Genomic DNA, 17,996 nt, shown 5'->3' on the forward strand with positions numbered 1-17,996 from the left:
ATTGTTTTACCGAGAGTTCCGGCGAGGATCCTGGAAGCGGAAGGCGATGACAGATCATCGCAGGAAGGGCCATTGACGCCCTTCCCGCCTTCCGGCATCGAGGTGATCATCGTGCTCAGCAGGAAAAGCGCCTCCGCCGGCCTCGTCGCGATCGCCGCCACGGCCGGCGCGCTCTTCACCACCCCGCCCGCATCCGCCCAGAGCATCCCGGCGGCGCACGTCAGCGCGGTCGTGGCCCGGGCGAGCGCGAGCACACCGCTCGGCGACGGCTGGTGGCGCCACCATCGTCACTTCCGGCACTTCCACCACTTCCGGCACCACCGCTACTGGCATCACCGTTTCTACCGCGGCCGCTTCGGCTATCGGCACTTCGGATACCGGCACTTCGGATACCGGCACTTCGGCTACCCGCGCTACGGCTACTCGCGCTACGGACATTTCTATCCCTATGGCGATTATGGAGGGAACTTCAATCGGAATGTGAACATCATCGTGCACTGATTCGAGACCCGTTACACGAAGACGCCGGAGCACGTGCTCCGGCGTCTCACTGTGATCGGTGCGATCCCCCGCGTCGTACGCGGGTGGTCAGGAGTTGAGCTGCTCCAGTGTGCGGCCCTTCGTCTCCACGGCCGCGACGGCGACCAGGGCGCCCACGAGCGACGCCACCCCGAGCACGGCGAACATCGAGGCGATGCCCTCGCTCCCGTTGATGAGCGCTCCGACGACGATCGGGCCGACGATGACGCCCAGCCGGTTGGCCACGCCGCCGAGCGAGGCGCCAAGGGCACGGTTCTGCGTCGGGTACAGCTCCGGCGTGTAGAGGTAGAGGCTGACGTTGGTGGCGTAGACGAACAGCGACGTGATCGACGCCCAGACCGCCACCTGCCCGCCCGAGCCCGCACCCGACGCGGCGAGGACGAGCAGCGCGACCCCGGCCCCGCCCAGCCCGATGGCCAGGATCGGGCGGCGTCCCAGCCGGTCGACGAGCAGCGCGACGATGAGGCACCCGAGCAGGCCGGCGACGTTGCTGACGACGTTGTAGGTCAGCGCCGTCTGCAGGTCCAGCTTGAAGACCTTCGTGTAGAGCGCGGGGAGCCAGGCGGTGATGCCGTAGTTGACGAAGTAGCCGAAGAACCACAGGAGCGCGACCACCACGGTGCGGCGCAGGTAGCGGCCGGTGAAGAGGTCGCCCAGCCCGCCCCGGGCCACGGGCTCGGCCTCGGCGGCCGGCTGCGGTGTGCTCAGCGGCTCGCCGGTGGAGCGGCTCACCTCTTCCTCGATCCGGGCGATGACCCGCCCGGCCTCCTCCAGGCGGCCGCGGGCCGCCAGCCAGCGCGGTGACTCGGGGACGCCGCGCTGGAGCAGCGCCACCAGCAGGGCGGGAGCCGCGCCGATCAGGAACATCGCCCGCCAGCCCCAGTGCGGTACGACCCAGGCGGCGACCAGCGTGGCCACCGTCAGACCGGCGGGGAAGATCAGCTCGTACAGCAGCACGAACCGGCCGCGGTGACGGCTCTTGGCGATCTCGTTGATGTAGGTCGCCGCGACCGGGACCACGCCGCCGATCCCGAGGCCCTGGACGAACCGCAGCGCGGCGAAGTACGCGAAGCCGGGCGAGAACACCAGCGCCAGGCTGGCCAGCGCGGTGACGGCGACGCCGAGGGAGACGGTCCGCACCCGGCCGATCCGGTCGCCGAGCCAGCCCGCCGCGAAGGCGCCGGCGAGCATCCCGACCGAGCCGCTGGTGACGGCGAACGTCGCCTGGCCGGTGCTCAGATGCCACTGCTTGATCAGGACGGGCAGCGCGGAGGACACGAGCAACTGGTCGAACGCCTCGAAGAAGGTGACCGCGCCGATGAGGCTGCGGACCTTCAGATGCCAGCGGGAGTTCGGCAACCGCTCCAGCCGAGCGGCGATGGAGGCGAGGGAGGGCCCGGCGGCCACGGTCGTCATGGGGTTCCTTCCGTCCACGGGTTGCCGCGACCCTATGAGCCGGTATCTTAGCGGTCAATAGATGAGGGCAAAGATTTTGTCTCCAGGAAGCACCCGATCCTACGCCAGGCCTCGGCGGCGGCGTCTGGATCATGTTCGGGGTGGCCGCCGCGGTAGAAGCCGTGCGCGGCCCCGGCGATCACCTCCACCGCGGCCGCCGGGCCGGGCAGCCGCACCGCCATCTCCAGCAGGCCGGCGTCCACCCTGGCGTCCGCGCCGCCGACGACGCCCAGCCACGGCGTCCTCCGTTCGGCGACCAGGAGCTCGGTGGGAGGCACGCCCGGCCACGGCGACGATCCGACGCCCGACGGGCTCACCGCGACCGCCGCGGCGAGCTCGTGCCGGGCCGCCGCCCACGTCGCCAGGTGGGCGCCCATGCTGAACCCGACGACCAGCACCGGGCCCGTCGTACGGGCGCGCAGGTAGCTCAGCGCGGCGCCGATGTCGGCGGTCAGGTCGTCGGCGGTCAGCTCCGCCATGTGGCCTCGTGCGGCGCCCAGCTCGCCGGCGTCGAAGGCCGGGCCGCCTCGTTGGTAGTACAGGTAGGGGGAGACCGCCAGCCGGCCCGTGCGGGCCAGCGCGCGGCAGACCTCCTCGGCGTACTCCGTGACCCCGAAGACGTCGTGCAGCACCACCGCGCCGCCCCGGGGCTCACCGTCCGGTTCGCGTACGAAGAGAGGGGCGGCCATGGCCAGCACCCTCCGCCCGCGGTTGGCGGGCCCGTGCCCGTGGCTCACGGCACCTCCACCGGCGGCACGAACGGCACCGGCGTCGGGCCGATCGCCGTCACGTCGACCTCCACCACGTACGGCCCGCGCGCCGCGACCGCGCCGGCGAACACCTCGTCGAAGCGGTCCGCGGAGGCGACGAGGGAGTACGGCAGCGCGAGGGAGGCGGCCAGCGTGCGGAAGTCCGGCGTGTAGAGGTCCACCCCGGAGCGGCGGCCGGAGCCGGCCTCCTGCATGTTGCGCAGCACGCCGTACCCGCCGTCGTTGAACACCACGAGCACCAGCCAGGGGGCCTCCTGGGCCAGCGTCGCCAGCTCCCCCAGGTGCACGGCGAGTCCGCCGTCACCGGCGATGACGAGCGTCGGGACGTCCTGGCGGGCCAGCGCGGCCCCGATCCCCATCGCCAGCCCCTGTCCGATGCCCCCGCCGAGCGGGAAGACGTTGGTCGCCGGGTCGAGGATCGGCAGCAGCCGGTTGCCCCACTGACTCGACGGGATGGTGACGTCCCGCGCGATGGGCGATCCGGCGGGCAGATGTCTCCGCATGGCGTCGCAGACCAGGGCGTACTCGCCGATGTCGGAGCGCAGCTTCGCGCGGACCGCCGCCCGCGTGGCGACGGCGCGCTCGCGCCACTCGTCCGCGACGGCCGGCTCGCCCAGGGCGGCCAGGAGCGCTGTCAGGGTGGGCGCGGCGTCGCCGCACAGCCCCGCGGTCGCCGGATAGACCCGGCCGATCGCCGCCGGGTCGATGTCGATCTGCAGGTGCCGTACGGGCAGCGTGAGACGGTAGTGCCGGGTCTCGTTCGACCGGAAGTGCGTCCCCACGCTGATCAGCAGGTCCGCCTCCTCCAGGAGCGGCGCGGCCGCCGGGTTGACCGCGAAGTTCCCCACGACCAGCTCGTGGTCCTCCCCGATCACGCCGCGGCCCGCGTTGGAGGTCAGCACCGGCGCGCCGAGGCGTTCGGCCAGCTCTCGCACCTGCGCGCGGGCCTCCCGGGCGCCGCCGCCCGCCCAGATCACCGGCCTGCGCGCGCCGGCGACCAGCCGGGCCGCCTCGCCGACGTCGGGGACCGGGACCGGTTCCGGCGCCCGCGCGTCCGGTGCCGTGGGCGACTGCGCGGCGTACTGCAGGTCGATCGGCCACTCCACGCTGACCGGCCCGTACGGCTTGGCCAGCGCCCGCCGGGCGGCGTCGCGCAGCACGCCGGGCGCCGCCGCGGCCGACGGCACGGTGACGGCGAACTTCGAGACCGCCGTCAGCATGCCGAGCTGGTCCTTGGTCTCGTGGATCACGCCCCGGCCCTGGCCGAGATGGCCGCTGTCGATCTGCCCGGTCACATGCAGGACACGGCTGCCCGCGGTGAGCGCCTCGACCAGCGAGCCGGCCGCGTTGCCGGCGCCCGTTCCGGTGCTGGTCAGCGCGCAGCCGAGCCCGCCGCGTACGCGGGCGTGCGCGTCGGCCGCGTTGACCGCCGCCGCCTCGTGGCGGACCGCGACGAACCGCAGCTCGCGGTCCACGGCCTCGACCAGCGGGAGGTTGTGCACGCTGATGACACCGAAGACGGTGTCGACGCCGTGCTCGCGGAGCACCTGGACCAGCAGGTCCCCTCCATCAGACATATCTGGCAACTCCTCCACCGACGTCGAGCGTCGAGCCGGTGACATAGGACGCGTGCGGGGACAGCAACGCGATGATCGGGTAGGCGACCTCCTCGGCCCGGCCGAACCGGCCGAGCGCGATGCCCCGGTCGGCGGCGATCCCCGCGGACCACTCCGCGTAGCTCCGTCCGTCGGCGGCGGCCTCGTAGCGCCGCCGCCACTGACCGGTGTCGATCAGGCCGAGGGCGACCGAGTTCACCCGGATGGGGGCGAGGTCGGCCGACAGGGTCTTGGTGAGGTTCAGCAGCGCCGCGCGGGCGGCCGAGGTCGCGCCGAGCCGCGACTCGGGCTGGCGCGCGAGGATGGCGTTGACGTTGACGACGGCCGGTGCGTCGGACGCCCGCAGGTGCGGCGCGGCCGCGCGGACGGTGTTCAGCACGCTGAAGATCTTCAGCTCGAACTCCTCGCGCCACTGCGCCTCGGTCGTTTCCGCCACCGGTGCCATCAGCGACCGGCCCGCGTTGTTGACCACCCCGTCGAGGCGGCCGAACCGGGCGTGCGCCGCCGCGGTGAAGTCCGCGACCGCCGCGCCGTCCACCACGTCGCACGTGCCGGCGTGCACCTGTGCCCCGCCGGCGCGCGGGAGCCGATCGAGCGCGTGGCGCAGCCGTTCCCCGTCGCGTGCGCAGGCCGCGACGGAGGCGCCCTCCCGCAGCAGTGCCGCCACCGTGGCCAGCCCCACCCCGGAGCTGGCGCCGGTGACGAGGTAGACGCGGCCGCTCAGGCCGAGATCCATCGAAGTCGCCCCTCTCGGTCGAATCAGTGGAAGACGAATCCGCCGTCCACCACGAGCGTCTGCCCGGTGATGTACGACGCGGCGTCCGACAGCAGGAACAGGACGGCGCCGGTCAGGTCGGCCGGACGCTGCGGGCGGGTCAGCGCCCGGTTGATCCGGTACAGCTCGTGCCGTTCGGCCGGGATGAGGTCGGCCGCCTCCCCCTCGGTGAGGCCGGGCGCGACCGCGTTGACGGTGATGTCCTGCGGCCCGGCGTCGCGGGCCATCGCACGGGTCATCGCCATCACCGCGCCCTTGGAGGTCACGTAGTGCGCCAGCCGGGGCGAGCCGTAGATCGCGGCGTCGGAGGCCAGGTTGACGATCCGGCCGGGCCGCGACAGGTGCGGGAACAGCGCGCGCGACACCAGCCACGGGCCGCGGACGTTCACCGCCATCAGCCGGTCCCAGTCCGCCACGTCGATCTCGTGGAACGGCTTGCCGCCGACGCCGTCGGCGAGCGCGGCGTTGTTGACCAGCCCGTACGCGCCGCCGAGGTCACGGACGGCGTCGGCGAGGGCGGCGACCGAGACCGGGTCGGCGACGTCGGTGTCGACCCGGTGGACGGCGACGCCCGCCTCGGTCAGCTCGGCGTGCGCGGCGGCCGCCCGCCCGGGATCACGTTCGGCGATCACGATCCGGGCGCCGGCCTGGCCGACCGCCCGCGCGATCTCCAGGCCGAGGCCGCGGCCCGCACCCGTGACGACGACCAGCCGATCCTTCATCGGATACCTCCGGGGAGACCGCCGCCTTCAGGCAGGGGAGGAATCGAACCTCTGCGGAGCAAGGCGGCGACCGGAAAACCGCTTGGGCGGATTTCCGCGACCTTCCGCCCCGCTTGTGGGCGAGTGCTGGCGTGAGTGCCGCTCGACGGGCGGAAACCAAGCTCGCCGGGCTGGCGGGATGTCAGGTCTGCGGAGCTTGTGTAGGACCGATGGGCGGCACTCCGTCCCTCGCCGGTGACCCGGGTCGGCGACGGGCCGCGAAGCAGAACGCTCAACCCGCGAGGGTTGAATCCCCCTGCTTCAGCTGGGGGGGAGGTCAAGTCAGGAACTCCAGGAGGAGACGGTTGAACGCCTCGGGGCGTTCGACGTTGCACAGGTGCCCGGCGCGGGCGATCACCTCGAGCCGGGCTCCGGGCACGGCCGCCGCGATGGCCTGGCTCTCCGCCACCCCGGTGACGACGTCACGGTCGCCGGCGACGACCAGCGCGGGGACGGAGATCCGACCGAGCACCCCGTCGTGATCGGTCTCGGCCATCGAGGCGGCCGCGTAGGCGTAACCGGGCAGCCGTATCGACCGCGCCATCGCGGTCGCCACCCGGTCCACCAGCTCTTCGGGCGCCTCGGCGGACAGCAGTTTCGGCGCGCGGGCGCGCGCGAACGCCTCCGGCCCGATCGCGGCCAGTTCGCCGGCGCGCCGGCGCATCGCCGCCGCCTTCTCCTCCGTACGGCCCGAACCCCGGGTCGAGTCGGCGAGGACGAGGGTCCGCACCAGCCCGGGGTGGTCGAGCGCGAGACGGGTGGCGATGACGCCGCCCCAGGAGACGCCGACGACGTGCGCCGGCGCGGCACCCCGCTCGCGTAGCAGCGCGGCGGCGGCCGCGGCGTAACCCGCCATGCCGGGGGCGTCCGGGGGATCGGCGGACCGCGCGTAGCCCGGGGCGTCCCAGGCGAGCACCCGGTGCCGGGCCGCGAGCGCGGCGAACTGGCCGGCGAAGGAGTCGGCGCTGCCGCCGATCCCGTGCAGCAGCAGGACCGGATCGCCCGGCCCGCCGTGCTCGGTGACGTGCGTCCCGCCGCCCGTACGGACCGTCATCGGGCCAGGTCCCGGAGTGTGGCCAGCACCGCATGCGGGACGACCTGGCTGCTGGCCGGGTTCGCCGCCGAGGGCCGGTTGCGGATCTCGAAGCGGTACTCCCCGGCCGGCCCCGACGCGGTGATGACGTGGGAGGTGAGCGTGGCGGCCGGGTCGGCGACGACGACCGCCTCGACGACGTCGAAGGAGCCGACGGCGAGTGCGACCGCCGCCGCGACGTTCGTGGACTTGGGGAAGGCCGCCGCGATCTGCCGGGCCGGGCCCCGCATGACCTCCACCGGTCCGGTGGCGTCGCGCACGCCGAGGGTGGCGGGCTTCTTGGTGGTGACGATCCGCACCCGCTCCAGCGGCGCCATCGCCGCCGCCGCACGCAGGAGGTCCAGGCCGCCGACCGCGCCGGAGGTCAGGAACAGCCGGCCCGGCCCGCCGCGCAGCCGCTCGTGCAGCGCGTCGTCGGTCAGGGCGCCGATCGAGACGACCAGCAGGTCGCGGCCTGCCGCGATGACGCGCGGGCCGTGCTCGGCGAGCGCCGCCTGCCCGGCGCACTCGACGACCAGGTCCGCCACGGCGAGCGCGTCCTCCAGCGGGTCGCCGAGGTCGACGACGGCGGCCAGCCGCGCGCCCGGCACCTCGCCGCGTTCGAGCGCGCCGATGACGACGCCGCCGATGGCGCCCCTGCCGATGACGGCGACGCTCCTCACTTCTCCCACCACCGTCCGGTGTCCGGGATGCCCGCCATGTGCGATCGGACGTCCTTCGAGGGCGGACCGGCGGTCCCCCACAGGTCGGACAGCTCGGGCACCCGCCGCCACACCCGGCACAGCCAGGCGTCCTCGTCGACCTGCTCGACCTCGGAGGTGTACTCGCAGACGAGCCCGGCGGGGTCGGTGAAGTAGGAGAAGGTGTTGTTGCCGGGACCGTGCCGGCCCGGCCCCCACTTGGGCGTGACGCCGTGGTGCCGCAGCCGGCCGATGCCGCGCATGAAATGGTCGACCGACGGCATCTCGTACGCGACGTGGTTGAGCGACGTCCACGGGGCCTGGTTGAACGCGATGACGTGGTGGTCGCTGTTGCACCGCAGGAAGACCATCTGGTGCTCCGACCAGTCCGACACGCGCATGCCCAGGACGTCCGTGTAGAACGCGCACGCCGCGTCGATGTCGGTGGTGTTCAGCACGACGTGGGCGAGCTTGCGCGGCAGCGCCTCGATACCGTTCACGTCCCGGGGCGTCACCGCCTCGACCTGGGTGGACAGCTCCACCAGGCGGCCCTCGGGGTCGGCGAACCGCAGGCCGTACCCGCCGCCGGCCTGGTCCAGGAGGCCGGGCTCGGTGACCAGCGGGATGCCGCGCGCCGCGAGGCGGAAGGCCGCCTCGTCGACCTCACGGGGGGTGGCCACGGCGAACGCGATCTTGCCGAGGGCGTTCCGCTCGGCCTCGCGGACCTCGAGGATGTGATGCTCGGGGCCGCTGCCGCGCAGCCAGGCGACGCCGTCGTCGCCCTCGATCCGTGACAGTCCCCACACGTGCTGGTAGAACTCCGCCGCCGCGCTCGCGTCCGGGGTGCGCAGGGCGACGCTGCGCAGGGTGCGCAGGCGGGCGATCGGCTCCTGCGGCCTCTCGGTCACGCCCGCACCTCCGCGCCCTGCTTGGCGCGCTCCTCGCGCGCGGCGAGCTGGCGCTGCGCCTCGGCGCGGATCGCGCGGCGCAGCCGTACGAGCGCCAGGTCGTGCTGGTAGAGGGTCTCCCGTGACCAGGCGTCGAGCGGCATCGCCTCCTCCATGTGCCGGTCCTGTTCGAGCACCGCCCAGTGCCGGGCCTCGAGCCGCGTCTTGTACAGGAACCGCCAGGTGTCCCGCTCCCAGCCGGTCACCTTCCGGCAGCGCCAGAAGAAGGCCGCGTGCTGGGTCTCGTTGATCGGGGTGGCGGTGCAGACGATGGTGAACGGCCCGCCGGGACCGGCGGTCGCGGGATAAGGGATCTCCAGGCGCACCCACGGCGTGCCGCCGGCGATCCACTCCGACCAGTCGAAGTTCACGCCGGCCTGGTCGGTCTTCTCGAACACGAACCCGGTGTCGGTGTCCCGGATCTGGAACAGCGCCTCGCGCCTGCCGCCGCTCATCGTGTGGGACTTGCGGTGCAGGAACGCCCCGTGCATGGGGTCCATCAGGTTGTCGAGGGAGTAGATCCACGGCGCGTCCCACTCGACGTAGGCCAGGAAGTGGTCCCACTCCGGGGACGTGAGCTGCTCGGGCACCTCGAACGGCAGCGGCTCGGCGTCCTCGGGGTCGCCGAACCAGGCGAAGACCGCCCCGCCGTGCTCCCGCGCCGGGAAGGTGCGCAGGGCCCGCCGCCCCTCCAGGGCGCAGCCGGGCACTCCGGGCACGGACACCACGACGCCCTCGGCGTCGACCTGCACGCCATGGTAGTTGCAGGCGACCCGGTCTCCCATGTGGACGCCCTGCGTGAGCCGCGCGCCGCGGTGCGGGCAGCGGTCCTCCTGGACATGGACGGCGCCGGCGGCGTCGCGCCAGAGCATCAGCTCCTCACCGACGCGGTCGAGCCGGACCAGCCCGCCGGCCGGTACCTGGTCCGACCGGCACAGGGCGTACCACTGGTTGCGCAGGCCGAGCCGGATCAGCCCGTCGACGGTGTCGAGGGCGGCGTTGGCCGGGTGTCTCGTCATTCTGGCGCTCCAAGTCGGGCGATCTCGGCGGTGAAGGATTCCTCGGTCCAGTCGGCGCCGCCGGCCGGGCGCACACCGGTCTCGTTGAGGGCGGCGACCAGTCCGGGCAGGTCGTGCACGCCCCGGCCGAAGATGGCCTCGAGCTCGTCGGCCAGCGCGTGCTCGTAGCTGGTCGGCTCGCGATGCCGGGACTGGACCGGCTGCAGTGTCAGGGTCATGACGCTCCCTTCGGGGATTGCGGCGGGCCGGACGTCCGCCCGGCGAAGGCGGGCCGGACAGTGGCCGGGTTCAGGGCGGGCCGGACGACGGCCGAGTCCAGGACGAGCCGGACCGTCGCCGTCACAGGTCCAGGACGAGTTCCGGGCCGCGGGAGCGGGAGACGCACAGCATCATCGAGCCGCCCGCCGCCCGTTCCGCGTCGGTGAGCAGGAAGTCACGGTGGTCCGGTTCGCCGGAGAGCACCCGTGTCTCGCAGGTGCCGCAGATGCCCTCCTCGCACGAGGACGGCAGGTCCATTCCGGCGGCGCGCAGCGTCGCGAGGATGGAGACGCCGGGTTCGACGGTGAGGCTGCGCCCGGACCGGCCGCAGGTCACCGTGAACGCCGTGTCGCCACCCGTCTTCGGCGGCTCGGGCGCGCGGAACCGCTCGACGCGCAACCGCGTGGGATCGGCCATGGCCGCCTCGACCACCTGGATGAGCGGTTCGGGACCGCAGCAGTAGACCAGGGCGTCGGCGGGCGTCCCGGCGAGCGCGGCGGCGAGGTCCGGCGGGCCGCCGGCCTCGTCGTCGGCGTGGACGACGACGTCGCCGAGGGCGCTCAGCTCGTCGATGAACGCCATCCGGGCACGGGTGCCGCCGCAGTGGAAGAGCCGCCAGCGCGCTCCCCGGGCCGCGAGCGTCTCCGCCATCGCCTTGATCGGGGTGATGCCGATCCCACCCGCGACGAGCAGGTACGCCGGGGCGTCCTCGAGCGCGAAGTGGTTCTCCGGCCCGGCCACCTCGATGAGGTCGCCGACCCGCAGCCTCTCGTGCACGCAGGCGCTCCCGCCGCGCGAGCCCTTCTCCCGCTGCACCGCCACCGCGTAGCGGCGGCGGTCGCCCGGGTCGCCACACAGGGAGTACTCCCTGGTCAGGCCGTTCGGCAGGCGCAAGGACAGGTGGGCGCCCGGCTCCCAGGCCGGCAGCTCGGCGCCGCCGGGGTCGGTGAACTCGAGCCGCACGACGCCCTCGGCCAGCCAGGTCACCTGGGTCAGGCGGAGCTCGCGCATGTCAGTCCCGCGTGATGCCGTGCATCGGGGAGGTCGCCGGGTAGGTGGGGACCTGGGGCTTGCGCGTGCCGATGATCACGCAGAAGAGCGCGTCGGTGTCGCCGATGTTGCGCAGGCTGCGGGGCACTCCGGCCGGCACCCGGATCAGGTCCCGGTAGCCGAGCACGCGGCTCGCGGTCTTCGTGCCGTCCTCGACGTCGTGGACGGTGACCTCGAGGGTGCCCTCGAGGACGAAGAAGGCCTCCTCCGCGTCGTGGTGGGTGTGCTCGGGGCCGACGGCGCCGGCCGGGAGCCGCATGTTGGAGAAGGTGAAGCCGCCCGACGGGATGATGCGGCTGTCGGTCTCGTGGTTCCCCGTGGCGCCGGAGCCGACGTAGCGGATCTGCGCGCGCCGGAACTCGTCACCGGCCTTGGCCTGGAAGCCGAGGGTGTCCCAGTCCTCGTACCGGCTGTCCCGGCTGGCGATGCAGGAGTCGATCAGGGCTTCCAGGTCGGTCGCGCCGGTGGTCGGTGTGTCGCTCACTGCCCTCTACCTCCGTTGTCGTGGGAAAAAAACCTTAGCGCAAAGATATCACTCAATGAGCATCTGAGCGCTAAATAATTTTGGGGATCGGGTCGCCGCCCGGTCTAGCGGGCCTGGAGCGCGTCGAACACCCGCTCCGGCGACAGCGGCAGCGCGCTGATCCGCGCCCCTGTCGCGTCGTGCACCGCGTTCGCGATGGCCGCGGCCACCGGGACCATGGCCCCCTCGCCGGCGCCCTTCGCGCCGAACGGCCCGGGGCCGTGCCCCTGCTCCTGGGTGATCGAGACGAACCGCTCCGGCAGGTCCTCCGCCATCGGCACCCGGTAGTCCAGCGCCTCGCCGTTCAGCAGGGCGCCGTCGTCGAAGCGCATCTCCTCGAAGAGCGCCTGGCCGAGGCCCATCACCGCCGCGCCCTCGTCCTGGCCGCGGCAGATCAGCGTGTTGACGGCCTTGCCGACGTCCCCGCTGGCCACCAGTTGCAGCACGGTGACCTTGCCGGTGTCCGGATCGACCTCGACCTCCGCACCGGCCCAGCCGATCTCCCAGAACACGCACGGCGCGTCCAGCGGCGCCTCACGCGAGTTGGGCGCCTTGAAGAACCCCGAGCCGGAGAACTCGAAACCCGTACCGCCGAAGACGGCCATGATGAGGCCGGGCAGCGGCGTGACCTCGTCCCCGCGCCGCACCGCCCAGTCCCGCAGGGTGAGGTCGGCCGGCGCGCAGCCGAGCCGCCCCGCCGCGAACTCCAGCACCTGCGCGCGGACCGCCTCGGCGGCGCGCAGCACCGCCTGCCCCATCACGGTCATCCCCGAGGACGCGTTGGTGCCCTGGTCGAAGGGGGTGACGTCGGTGTTGATCGGGGCGTAGACCACCCGCCGGAGCGGGACGCCCAGCACCTCCGCGACGACCTGGCACAGCGCGGTGGACGCGCCCTGGCCGATCTCCACCGTCCCGCAGTTGACGTACACGTCGCCGGCCGTGGAGACCTTCACGCGGGCCTGCGCCGGCTTGTTCACGCCACCGCCGTCCTTGAATCCGATGGCCAGGCCCATCCCGCGGTTCGGCGTGCGCGCACGCGCGTGGTAGCCCAGCGCGTCGGCGACGACGTCCAGGCCCTCGGCCAGGTCGCTGTCGATGCCACTCTCCCCCGGCACGAACGGCTCGCCGAGTCCTTTGAGGTTCTTCATCCGCAGGTCGTAGGGGTCCATGCCGAGCCGGTGGGCGATCATGTCGACCTGGCTCTCGCTCGCCCAGGTCGACTGGGTCGCGCCGAAGCCGCGGAACGGGCCGGTGGGCGTCGTGGTGGTCATCACGCACTCGCAGGAGGACTCGACGCGCTTCCAGCGGTACGGCCCGGGCATCCGGTAGGCCGCCTTCTCCGCGACCAGCGGGCTGCCGTCGGAGTAGGCGCCCGCCTCCAGCAGCACCGTGCTGTCCCGCGCGACGAACGTGCCGTCGGCCAGCACCCCGGTCCGCACCGTCAGCACGGCCGAGTGCTGGCTGAGCGTGAGGAAGCCCTCCTCGGTCGTGAGGCAGTAGCGCACCGGGCGCCCGGCCATGCGGGACAGGAGGATGGCGATCGGCTCGGTCTTGCAGTTGTGCTTCGCGCCGAAGCCGCCCCCGACGTACGGCACGTGCACCCGGATCCGGTTCTCCGCGATCTGGAGGACCCGGGCCAGCTCCTTGCGCAGCGGGAACGGGTTCTGGGTCGAGGTCCAGATCTCGATCTGCTCGCCGCGCACGTCGGCGACGGTGACGAACGGCTCCAGATGGAAGTGGTTCATCCGGGAGAAGACGAACGTGTCCTCGAAGACGTGGTCGCACTCGGCCCAGGCGTCCTCCGGGCCGGTCTCGTACCGGAACTCGTAGCAGACGTTACGGCGCGGCCGCAGGCGCCCCGAGGCGCCCGTGCCGTACGGCGGGACGACTCCGGGCGGCGCTTCCTCGAACAGCTCCGGTGCGTCTGCGGCGAGCGCGGCGTCGATGTCCGGGACCGCGGGCAGCGGCTCGTACACCACGTCGATCAGCTCGAGGGCGCGCAGCGCGACCCTCTCGTCCACGGCGGCGACCGCCGCCACCACGTCACCGACGTAGCGGACCCGGTCGATGGCGACGACGGGCTGGTCCTTGACGAAGTACCCGTAGGTCGGGGACAGGCCGCCGAGGTCGTCGCGGGTGAGCACGGCGTGCACGCCGTTCAGGGCCCGCGCCCGCGTCGGGTCCACGGACACCACCCGGGCGTGCGCGTGCGGACTCCGCAGCACCTTGGCGTGCAGCATCCCCGGCAGCCGGACGTCGGCGCTGTAGCGCGCGCCGCCGGTCACCTTCGGGGCGGCGTCACCGCGGCGCGCCGCGGTGCCGACGACGGTGTGCCCGTCACCCTGGGCCGTCCCGGCGCCGACGGCGGCGTGTCCCTCGCTCATCCGCGCTCCTCACGGGCCAGCTCGGCCGCGCGGCGCACCGAGTCGCTGATCATCTGGTATCCGGTGCAGCGGCAGACGTTGGAGGAGATCCACGACCGGATCAGCTCGTCGTCGGGCTCCGGATGCTCCCGGAGCAGCGCGGTCGTCAGCATCACCATGCCCGGCGTGCAGTAACCGCACTGGAATCCGCCGCACTCGGCGAAGGCCCGTTGCACGGGACCGAGATCGTCCGCGCTGCCCTGCCCCTCGACCGTCTCCACCGACGCGCCGTCCAGGCTGAAGGCGAAGACGCCGCAGGACGCGACGGGCGCGCCGTCGATCAGGGTCGTGCACGCGCCGCAGACCCCGCGCTCGCACGACGCCTTCACACCGAGCCGGCCGCAGCGGTCGCGCAGCAGGTCGAGCAGGACCGTGTTCGGCGCGATCCGCTCGGACCGCCGCTCCCCGTCCAGGTCGAACTCGATGGTGATCGGCTCGCTCATCCGACGTGCTCCTCTCCGGCGGTGAATCGTGCCAGCAGCCGGCCGAGCAGGACGCCGGCCGCGTGCCGTCGGTAGCGCGCGCTTCCGGCCGCGTCGCCGATCTCCTCCGGCAGCAGCGCGGCGATGTCGGCCGGCGCGGCGCCGACCGGCGCCTCGACGGCGTACGGGCGGGTGTACTCCGAGCCCACGCTCATCCGGACGGTGTCCCCGCGCACGGCGGCGGCCACCGTCAGCAGCGGCCGCAGTGAACGCTCGTAGCCGAACCACGTACCGGGCACCTCGGGGATCCGGATGGTGTGCAGCAGCGCTCCGTGCGGCTCGCGCCGGTCCCACAGGTCGGCCGGGGCGAGGGTGCGCCCGCCGTCCGGCGCGGCGAAGAGCAGCTCCGCGCCCAGGGCGTCGAGCATGATCGACATCTCGTAGCGGGTGCGCCGGGCCATGAGATTGCCGCCGATGGTGGCCCGGAGCCGGATGCGGTGGTTGGCGATGCGTCGCCAGCCGGCCGCGAGGCCGGGCAGCGCGGCGCGCACCGCGGAGTCGCCCGAGCCGGTGTGGTGCCCGACCGCCGCGCCGATCGCCAGCGCCGTGCCGTCCCAGTCGATGCGGGTGAGCTCCTCGAGGTCCGCCAGCCAGACGAGGGAGGAGCAGTCCAGGCCCTCGCGGAACCGGGCGAACAGGTCGGTGCAGCCCTGGGCGTAGACGGCGCCGTCGGCGGAGCCGGCCAGGACCGCCTCGGCGATCGTGCGCGGCCGATGCAGTCGAAAATCCGGGATCGTGCGCTGGGTGGGCGCCACGAGCCCGGCGGGGAGCACGCGCATCCCTTCGCCTCCTGACCGTTCATCCGGGCGCCCGCGTCGAGCCGATCGCGCACACCCCGAAGATCCTTAGCGCTAAGCAAACTATCGCTAAGGTTTTTAGCATCGCGGCGCGCCCCGCACAAGGTTCCGCACTTCCCCCGCTCCGCCTCCCGGTACGTTTGGCACTGGCTTTCACACCCCTCAGAGGCCCCACCGGAAGGAGGAGGGAGAGGACGGCCCGCGCCCCCTCTCCCCGACCGACGTATGACGAGCAGATCATCAGGGCGGCCGGACGCGGTCGACCTGATCTTGGAGCAGTGGGAGCGCGAGCTGCCCTCCATCGACGCCACCCCCATGGAGGTCCTCGGGCGGCTGCACCGCAGCTTCATCCGCTATCAGGGCCTGCTCGGCGACCTGTTCGACCGCTACGGCCTGAACATGGCGGCCTTCGACGTGCTCGCGGCCCTGCGCCGCTCCGGCGCGCCGTACCGCAAGACGGCCGGGGAGCTCGCCGAGATCGCACTGGTCACCACCGGCGGCATCACCCTGCGGCTCGACCGGCTCGAGAAGGCCGGCCTGGTCATCCGGGAGCGCGACCCGGACGACCGGCGAGTGGTCTACGCCCGGCTGACGGACAAGGGACTCGAAGCGATCAACACGGTGGCCGCCGCCCACTTCGCCAACGAGAAGCGGATGCTGGCCGGGCTCACCGACACCGAACAGCGCCAGCTCGGCCGGCTGCTCCGGAAGCTGGAGCGCTCCCTGGAGCTGGCCGAGCAGACACCACCCGAGACCGGCCCGGACCAGACCTAGGGGTGTCCGGGCCCCGCCTCAGACGCCCGCCCAGGGCAGCGGTTCGGCGGTCAGCCCCCAGTAGAGGCTCTTCTGGCGCGTGTAGGAGCGGATGCCGTCCCGGCCCTTCTCCGTCCCGATCCCGCTCGCCTTCATCCCGCTGAACGGTGTGGAGATGCTGAACTGCTTGTAGGTGTTGATCCAGACCGTGCCGGCCTCGATCCGCCGGGCCACCCGCCACGCCCTCCGGTGGTCGCCGGTCCAGATGCCGCAGGCGAGCCCGTACACCGTGTCGTTGGCCTGCGCGACCAGGTCGTCCTCGCCGGTGAACGGCAGCGCCACGAGCACCGGCCCGAAGATCTCCTCCTGGCACGTGGCCGAGTCGTTGGGCAGACCGTCGAGGACGGTCGGCAGGTAATAGGCCCCACGGTCGAACTCGGGCCCGTCCGGCGCGCGGCCGCCGCACCGCACCCGGGCCCCCTCCTGCCGGGCGCGGTCGACCATCGCCGCGACCTTGTCGCGGTGAGCGTGCGTCACCAGCGGGGCCACCTGGGTCGCCGGGTCCGCGCCCGGCCCGACGCGCAGCCTTTCGGTGTGCCGGACGAGCCGCTCCAGCACGTCGGCGTACACGTCGGCGTGAATGAAGACGCGGGACCCCGCGATGCAGCTCTGACCTGACGAGGAGAAGATCCCGAAGAGCACTCCGGCCACCGTCTGGTCGAGGTCGGCGTCGGGAAAGACGATCGTCGGTGACTTCCCGCCGAGTTCCAGCGAGACCGGCATGATCTTCTCGGCCGCGACCGCGCCGATGGTCCGGCCGGTGACGGTGCCGCCGGTGAAGGTCACCTTCCCCACGCCGGGATGGCGGACGATGGCGTCGCCGGTCGTACGTCCCGGGCCGGGCAGCACCGACAGCAGCCCGGGCGGCAGCCCGGCGTCCGTGACCAGGCGGCCGAGGGCCAGGGAGACGAGCGGAGTCCACTCGGCGGGCTTCAGCACGACCGCGTTTCCGGCGGCCAGCGCCGGCGCGATCTTCTGCGCGTCGCTGGCGATCGGGGAGTTCCACGGGGTGATCGCGCCGACGACGCCGATCGGCTCGTGCAGGCTCATGGTGAGGTACGGCCCGCGCGGCGGGGTCAGCGACTCCTCCATGGTCTCGAGCGCCGCGGCGAAGTAGCGGAACGTCCCGGCCGCGCTGGCCACCAGCGCGCGGGTCTCGTTGATCGACTTTCCGGTGTCCGCGGTCTGCAACCGCGCCAGGTCGCCGGCCCGCTCGACGATCAGATCGGCGATCCGGACGAGGTACCGCGCCCGCTCGTGCGGCAGCAGGTCGCACCATCCCGGGTCGGCCGCCGCCCGCGCGCCCTCGGCGACCGCGCGCTCGACATCCTCGAGGTTCGCGCCGTGCACACGGGCGATGACCTCTCCGGTGGCGGGATCGCGGGTCGCGATCACTTCGCCGCCGCCCTTTCGCCAGTGGCCCCCGACGAGGATCTCATCTGCGACGTCCAACACCGGATCCGCTCCCACCACTCGGCGACAAGGCGGATATATCTTAGCGCTAAGTTTTATACCGCGACACCGGCCGGGTCGTACGACTCCCGGAACGTGAACGCCTCAGGCCCCGGCCCCCGCCGGCGCACCCGGTCCAGGCGCTCCCGCGCCTCCTCCACCGACGGAATCGACCCCGCCGGCACCCACCACATCACCATGTACGGCTCGGCCATGCGCAGGAACCATTCGCGACGCCGGCGCAGCACGTCGAGGTGGGCCGACCGGTAGACGAAGTCCCACAGCGCCGCACGCGACTCCCAGACCGAGAAATTGATGATCACGTCGTCGCCGTAGGGGCGGATGGTGGTCGCGTCGTCGCCTTCTCCGTCGGTCAGCCGCCAGACGAAGCCCGGCGCGGAGTCGGCCAGGGCGTTGACGGGTTCGAACAGGGCGAGGAACTCGGCCATGGACGGCACGTCGAGGGGCTCGCGGAGGCGGCCGACGTTGAACTGCGCGAGGTGATGATCCGTCATGGCGGTCAGCAGATCATCACCCGGCGC

19 protein-coding genes are annotated in these 17,996 nt (G+C 72.9%); 2 read left to right on the plus strand and 17 right to left on the minus strand.

Going from position 1 to position 17,996, the window contains the following annotated elements; genetic code table 11:
- Positions 1–102 precede the first annotated feature (102 nt).
- Positions 103–501, plus strand: coding sequence for a hypothetical protein (locus ABD978_RS01075; protein WP_345346671.1), 399 nt, complete (start codon positions 103–105; stop codon positions 499–501).
- Between the two features lie 87 nt (positions 502–588).
- Here the strand turns inward: ABD978_RS01075 and ABD978_RS01080 are convergent, their stop codons facing one another.
- The 15 genes from ABD978_RS01080 to ABD978_RS01150 form a co-directional block, all read right to left on the minus strand.
- A complete protein-coding gene (locus ABD978_RS01080) occupies positions 589–1,956 on the minus strand; it encodes an MFS transporter (RefSeq protein WP_345346674.1) in 1,368 nt (455 codons plus the stop codon).
- Between the two features lie 47 nt (positions 1,957–2,003).
- Positions 2,004–2,732: a dienelactone hydrolase family protein gene (locus ABD978_RS01085; protein WP_345346677.1), complete on the minus strand. Its 729-nt coding sequence runs from the start codon at positions 2,730–2,732 to the stop codon at positions 2,004–2,006.
- Positions 2,729–4,342, minus strand: a complete 1,614-nt coding sequence (locus ABD978_RS01090) for a thiamine pyrophosphate-binding protein (protein WP_345346680.1) — start codon at positions 4,340–4,342, stop codon at positions 2,729–2,731. Before ABD978_RS01090 ends, ABD978_RS01085 begins: the two co-directional genes overlap by 4 nt.
- Positions 4,335–5,117, minus strand: a complete 783-nt coding sequence (locus tag ABD978_RS01095) for an SDR family oxidoreductase (protein ID WP_345346683.1) — start codon at positions 5,115–5,117, stop codon at positions 4,335–4,337. The genes ABD978_RS01090 and ABD978_RS01095 overlap by 8 nt, the downstream gene beginning before the upstream one ends.
- A 23-nt stretch (positions 5,118–5,140) precedes the next feature.
- Positions 5,141–5,878 (minus strand): SDR family oxidoreductase, encoded by a 738-nt coding sequence (locus ABD978_RS01100; RefSeq protein ID WP_345346686.1) that lies wholly within the window; start codon positions 5,876–5,878, stop codon positions 5,141–5,143.
- A 316-nt stretch (positions 5,879–6,194) separates the two neighbouring features.
- Positions 6,195–6,971: an alpha/beta fold hydrolase gene (locus tag ABD978_RS01105; protein ID WP_345346689.1), complete on the minus strand. Its 777-nt coding sequence runs from the start codon at positions 6,969–6,971 to the stop codon at positions 6,195–6,197.
- Positions 6,968–7,672 carry an aspartate dehydrogenase domain-containing protein gene (locus tag ABD978_RS01110; RefSeq protein WP_345346692.1) on the minus strand — a complete coding sequence of 235 codons (705 nt, stop codon included), beginning with the start codon at positions 7,670–7,672 and terminating at the stop codon, positions 6,968–6,970. The genes ABD978_RS01105 and ABD978_RS01110 overlap by 4 nt, the downstream gene beginning before the upstream one ends.
- Positions 7,669–8,598 carry a VOC family protein gene (locus tag ABD978_RS01115; protein WP_345346695.1) on the minus strand — a complete coding sequence of 310 codons (930 nt, stop codon included), beginning with the start codon at positions 8,596–8,598 and terminating at the stop codon, positions 7,669–7,671. Before ABD978_RS01115 ends, ABD978_RS01110 begins: the two co-directional genes overlap by 4 nt.
- Positions 8,595–9,656 carry a Rieske 2Fe-2S domain-containing protein gene (locus tag ABD978_RS01120; protein ID WP_345346698.1) on the minus strand — a complete coding sequence of 354 codons (1,062 nt, stop codon included), beginning with the start codon at positions 9,654–9,656 and terminating at the stop codon, positions 8,595–8,597. Before ABD978_RS01120 ends, ABD978_RS01115 begins: the two co-directional genes overlap by 4 nt.
- Positions 9,653–9,874, minus strand: coding sequence for a recombinase-like helix-turn-helix domain-containing protein (locus ABD978_RS01125; protein WP_345346701.1), 222 nt, complete (start codon positions 9,872–9,874; stop codon positions 9,653–9,655). The genes ABD978_RS01120 and ABD978_RS01125 overlap by 4 nt, the downstream gene beginning before the upstream one ends.
- A gap of 121 nt (positions 9,875–9,995) precedes the next feature.
- Entirely contained in the window at positions 9,996–10,925 is a 930-nt protein-coding gene (locus tag ABD978_RS01130) for a PDR/VanB family oxidoreductase (protein ID WP_345346704.1), read from the minus strand.
- A 1-nt stretch (position 10,926) separates the two neighbouring features.
- Positions 10,927–11,448 carry a cupin domain-containing protein gene (locus ABD978_RS01135; RefSeq protein WP_345346707.1) on the minus strand — a complete coding sequence of 174 codons (522 nt, stop codon included), beginning with the start codon at positions 11,446–11,448 and terminating at the stop codon, positions 10,927–10,929.
- A 104-nt stretch (positions 11,449–11,552) separates the two neighbouring features.
- A complete protein-coding gene (locus tag ABD978_RS01140; protein ID WP_345346710.1) occupies positions 11,553–13,871 on the minus strand; it encodes a xanthine dehydrogenase family protein molybdopterin-binding subunit in 2,319 nt (772 codons plus the stop codon).
- A complete protein-coding gene (locus tag ABD978_RS01145) occupies positions 13,868–14,353 on the minus strand; it encodes a (2Fe-2S)-binding protein (protein WP_345346713.1) in 486 nt (161 codons plus the stop codon). Before ABD978_RS01145 ends, ABD978_RS01140 begins: the two co-directional genes overlap by 4 nt.
- Positions 14,350–15,171 carry an FAD binding domain-containing protein gene (locus ABD978_RS01150; protein WP_345346716.1) on the minus strand — a complete coding sequence of 274 codons (822 nt, stop codon included), beginning with the start codon at positions 15,169–15,171 and terminating at the stop codon, positions 14,350–14,352. The genes ABD978_RS01145 and ABD978_RS01150 overlap by 4 nt, the downstream gene beginning before the upstream one ends.
- A gap of 243 nt (positions 15,172–15,414) precedes the next feature.
- Here ABD978_RS01150 and ABD978_RS01155 point away from each other — a divergent pair, with 243 nt between their 5' ends.
- Entirely contained in the window at positions 15,415–15,963 is a 549-nt protein-coding gene (locus ABD978_RS01155; RefSeq protein WP_345346719.1) for a MarR family winged helix-turn-helix transcriptional regulator, read from the plus strand.
- A gap of 18 nt (positions 15,964–15,981) precedes the next feature.
- Here ABD978_RS01155 and ABD978_RS01160 read toward each other — a convergent pair whose 3' ends face one another.
- Complete coding sequence (locus ABD978_RS01160; protein ID WP_345346722.1) at positions 15,982–17,454, minus strand: aldehyde dehydrogenase; 1,473 nt, start codon at positions 17,452–17,454, stop codon at positions 15,982–15,984.
- A 56-nt stretch (positions 17,455–17,510) separates the two neighbouring features.
- Positions 17,511–17,969, minus strand: coding sequence for a DUF3291 domain-containing protein (locus ABD978_RS01165; RefSeq protein ID WP_345346725.1), 459 nt, complete (start codon positions 17,967–17,969; stop codon positions 17,511–17,513).
- Positions 17,970–17,996: the final 27 nt, after the last annotated feature.

It is taken from the genome of Actinoallomurus liliacearum, assembly GCF_039542035.1.
Classification (GTDB): domain Bacteria; phylum Actinomycetota; class Actinomycetes; order Streptosporangiales; family Streptosporangiaceae; genus Actinoallomurus; species Actinoallomurus liliacearum.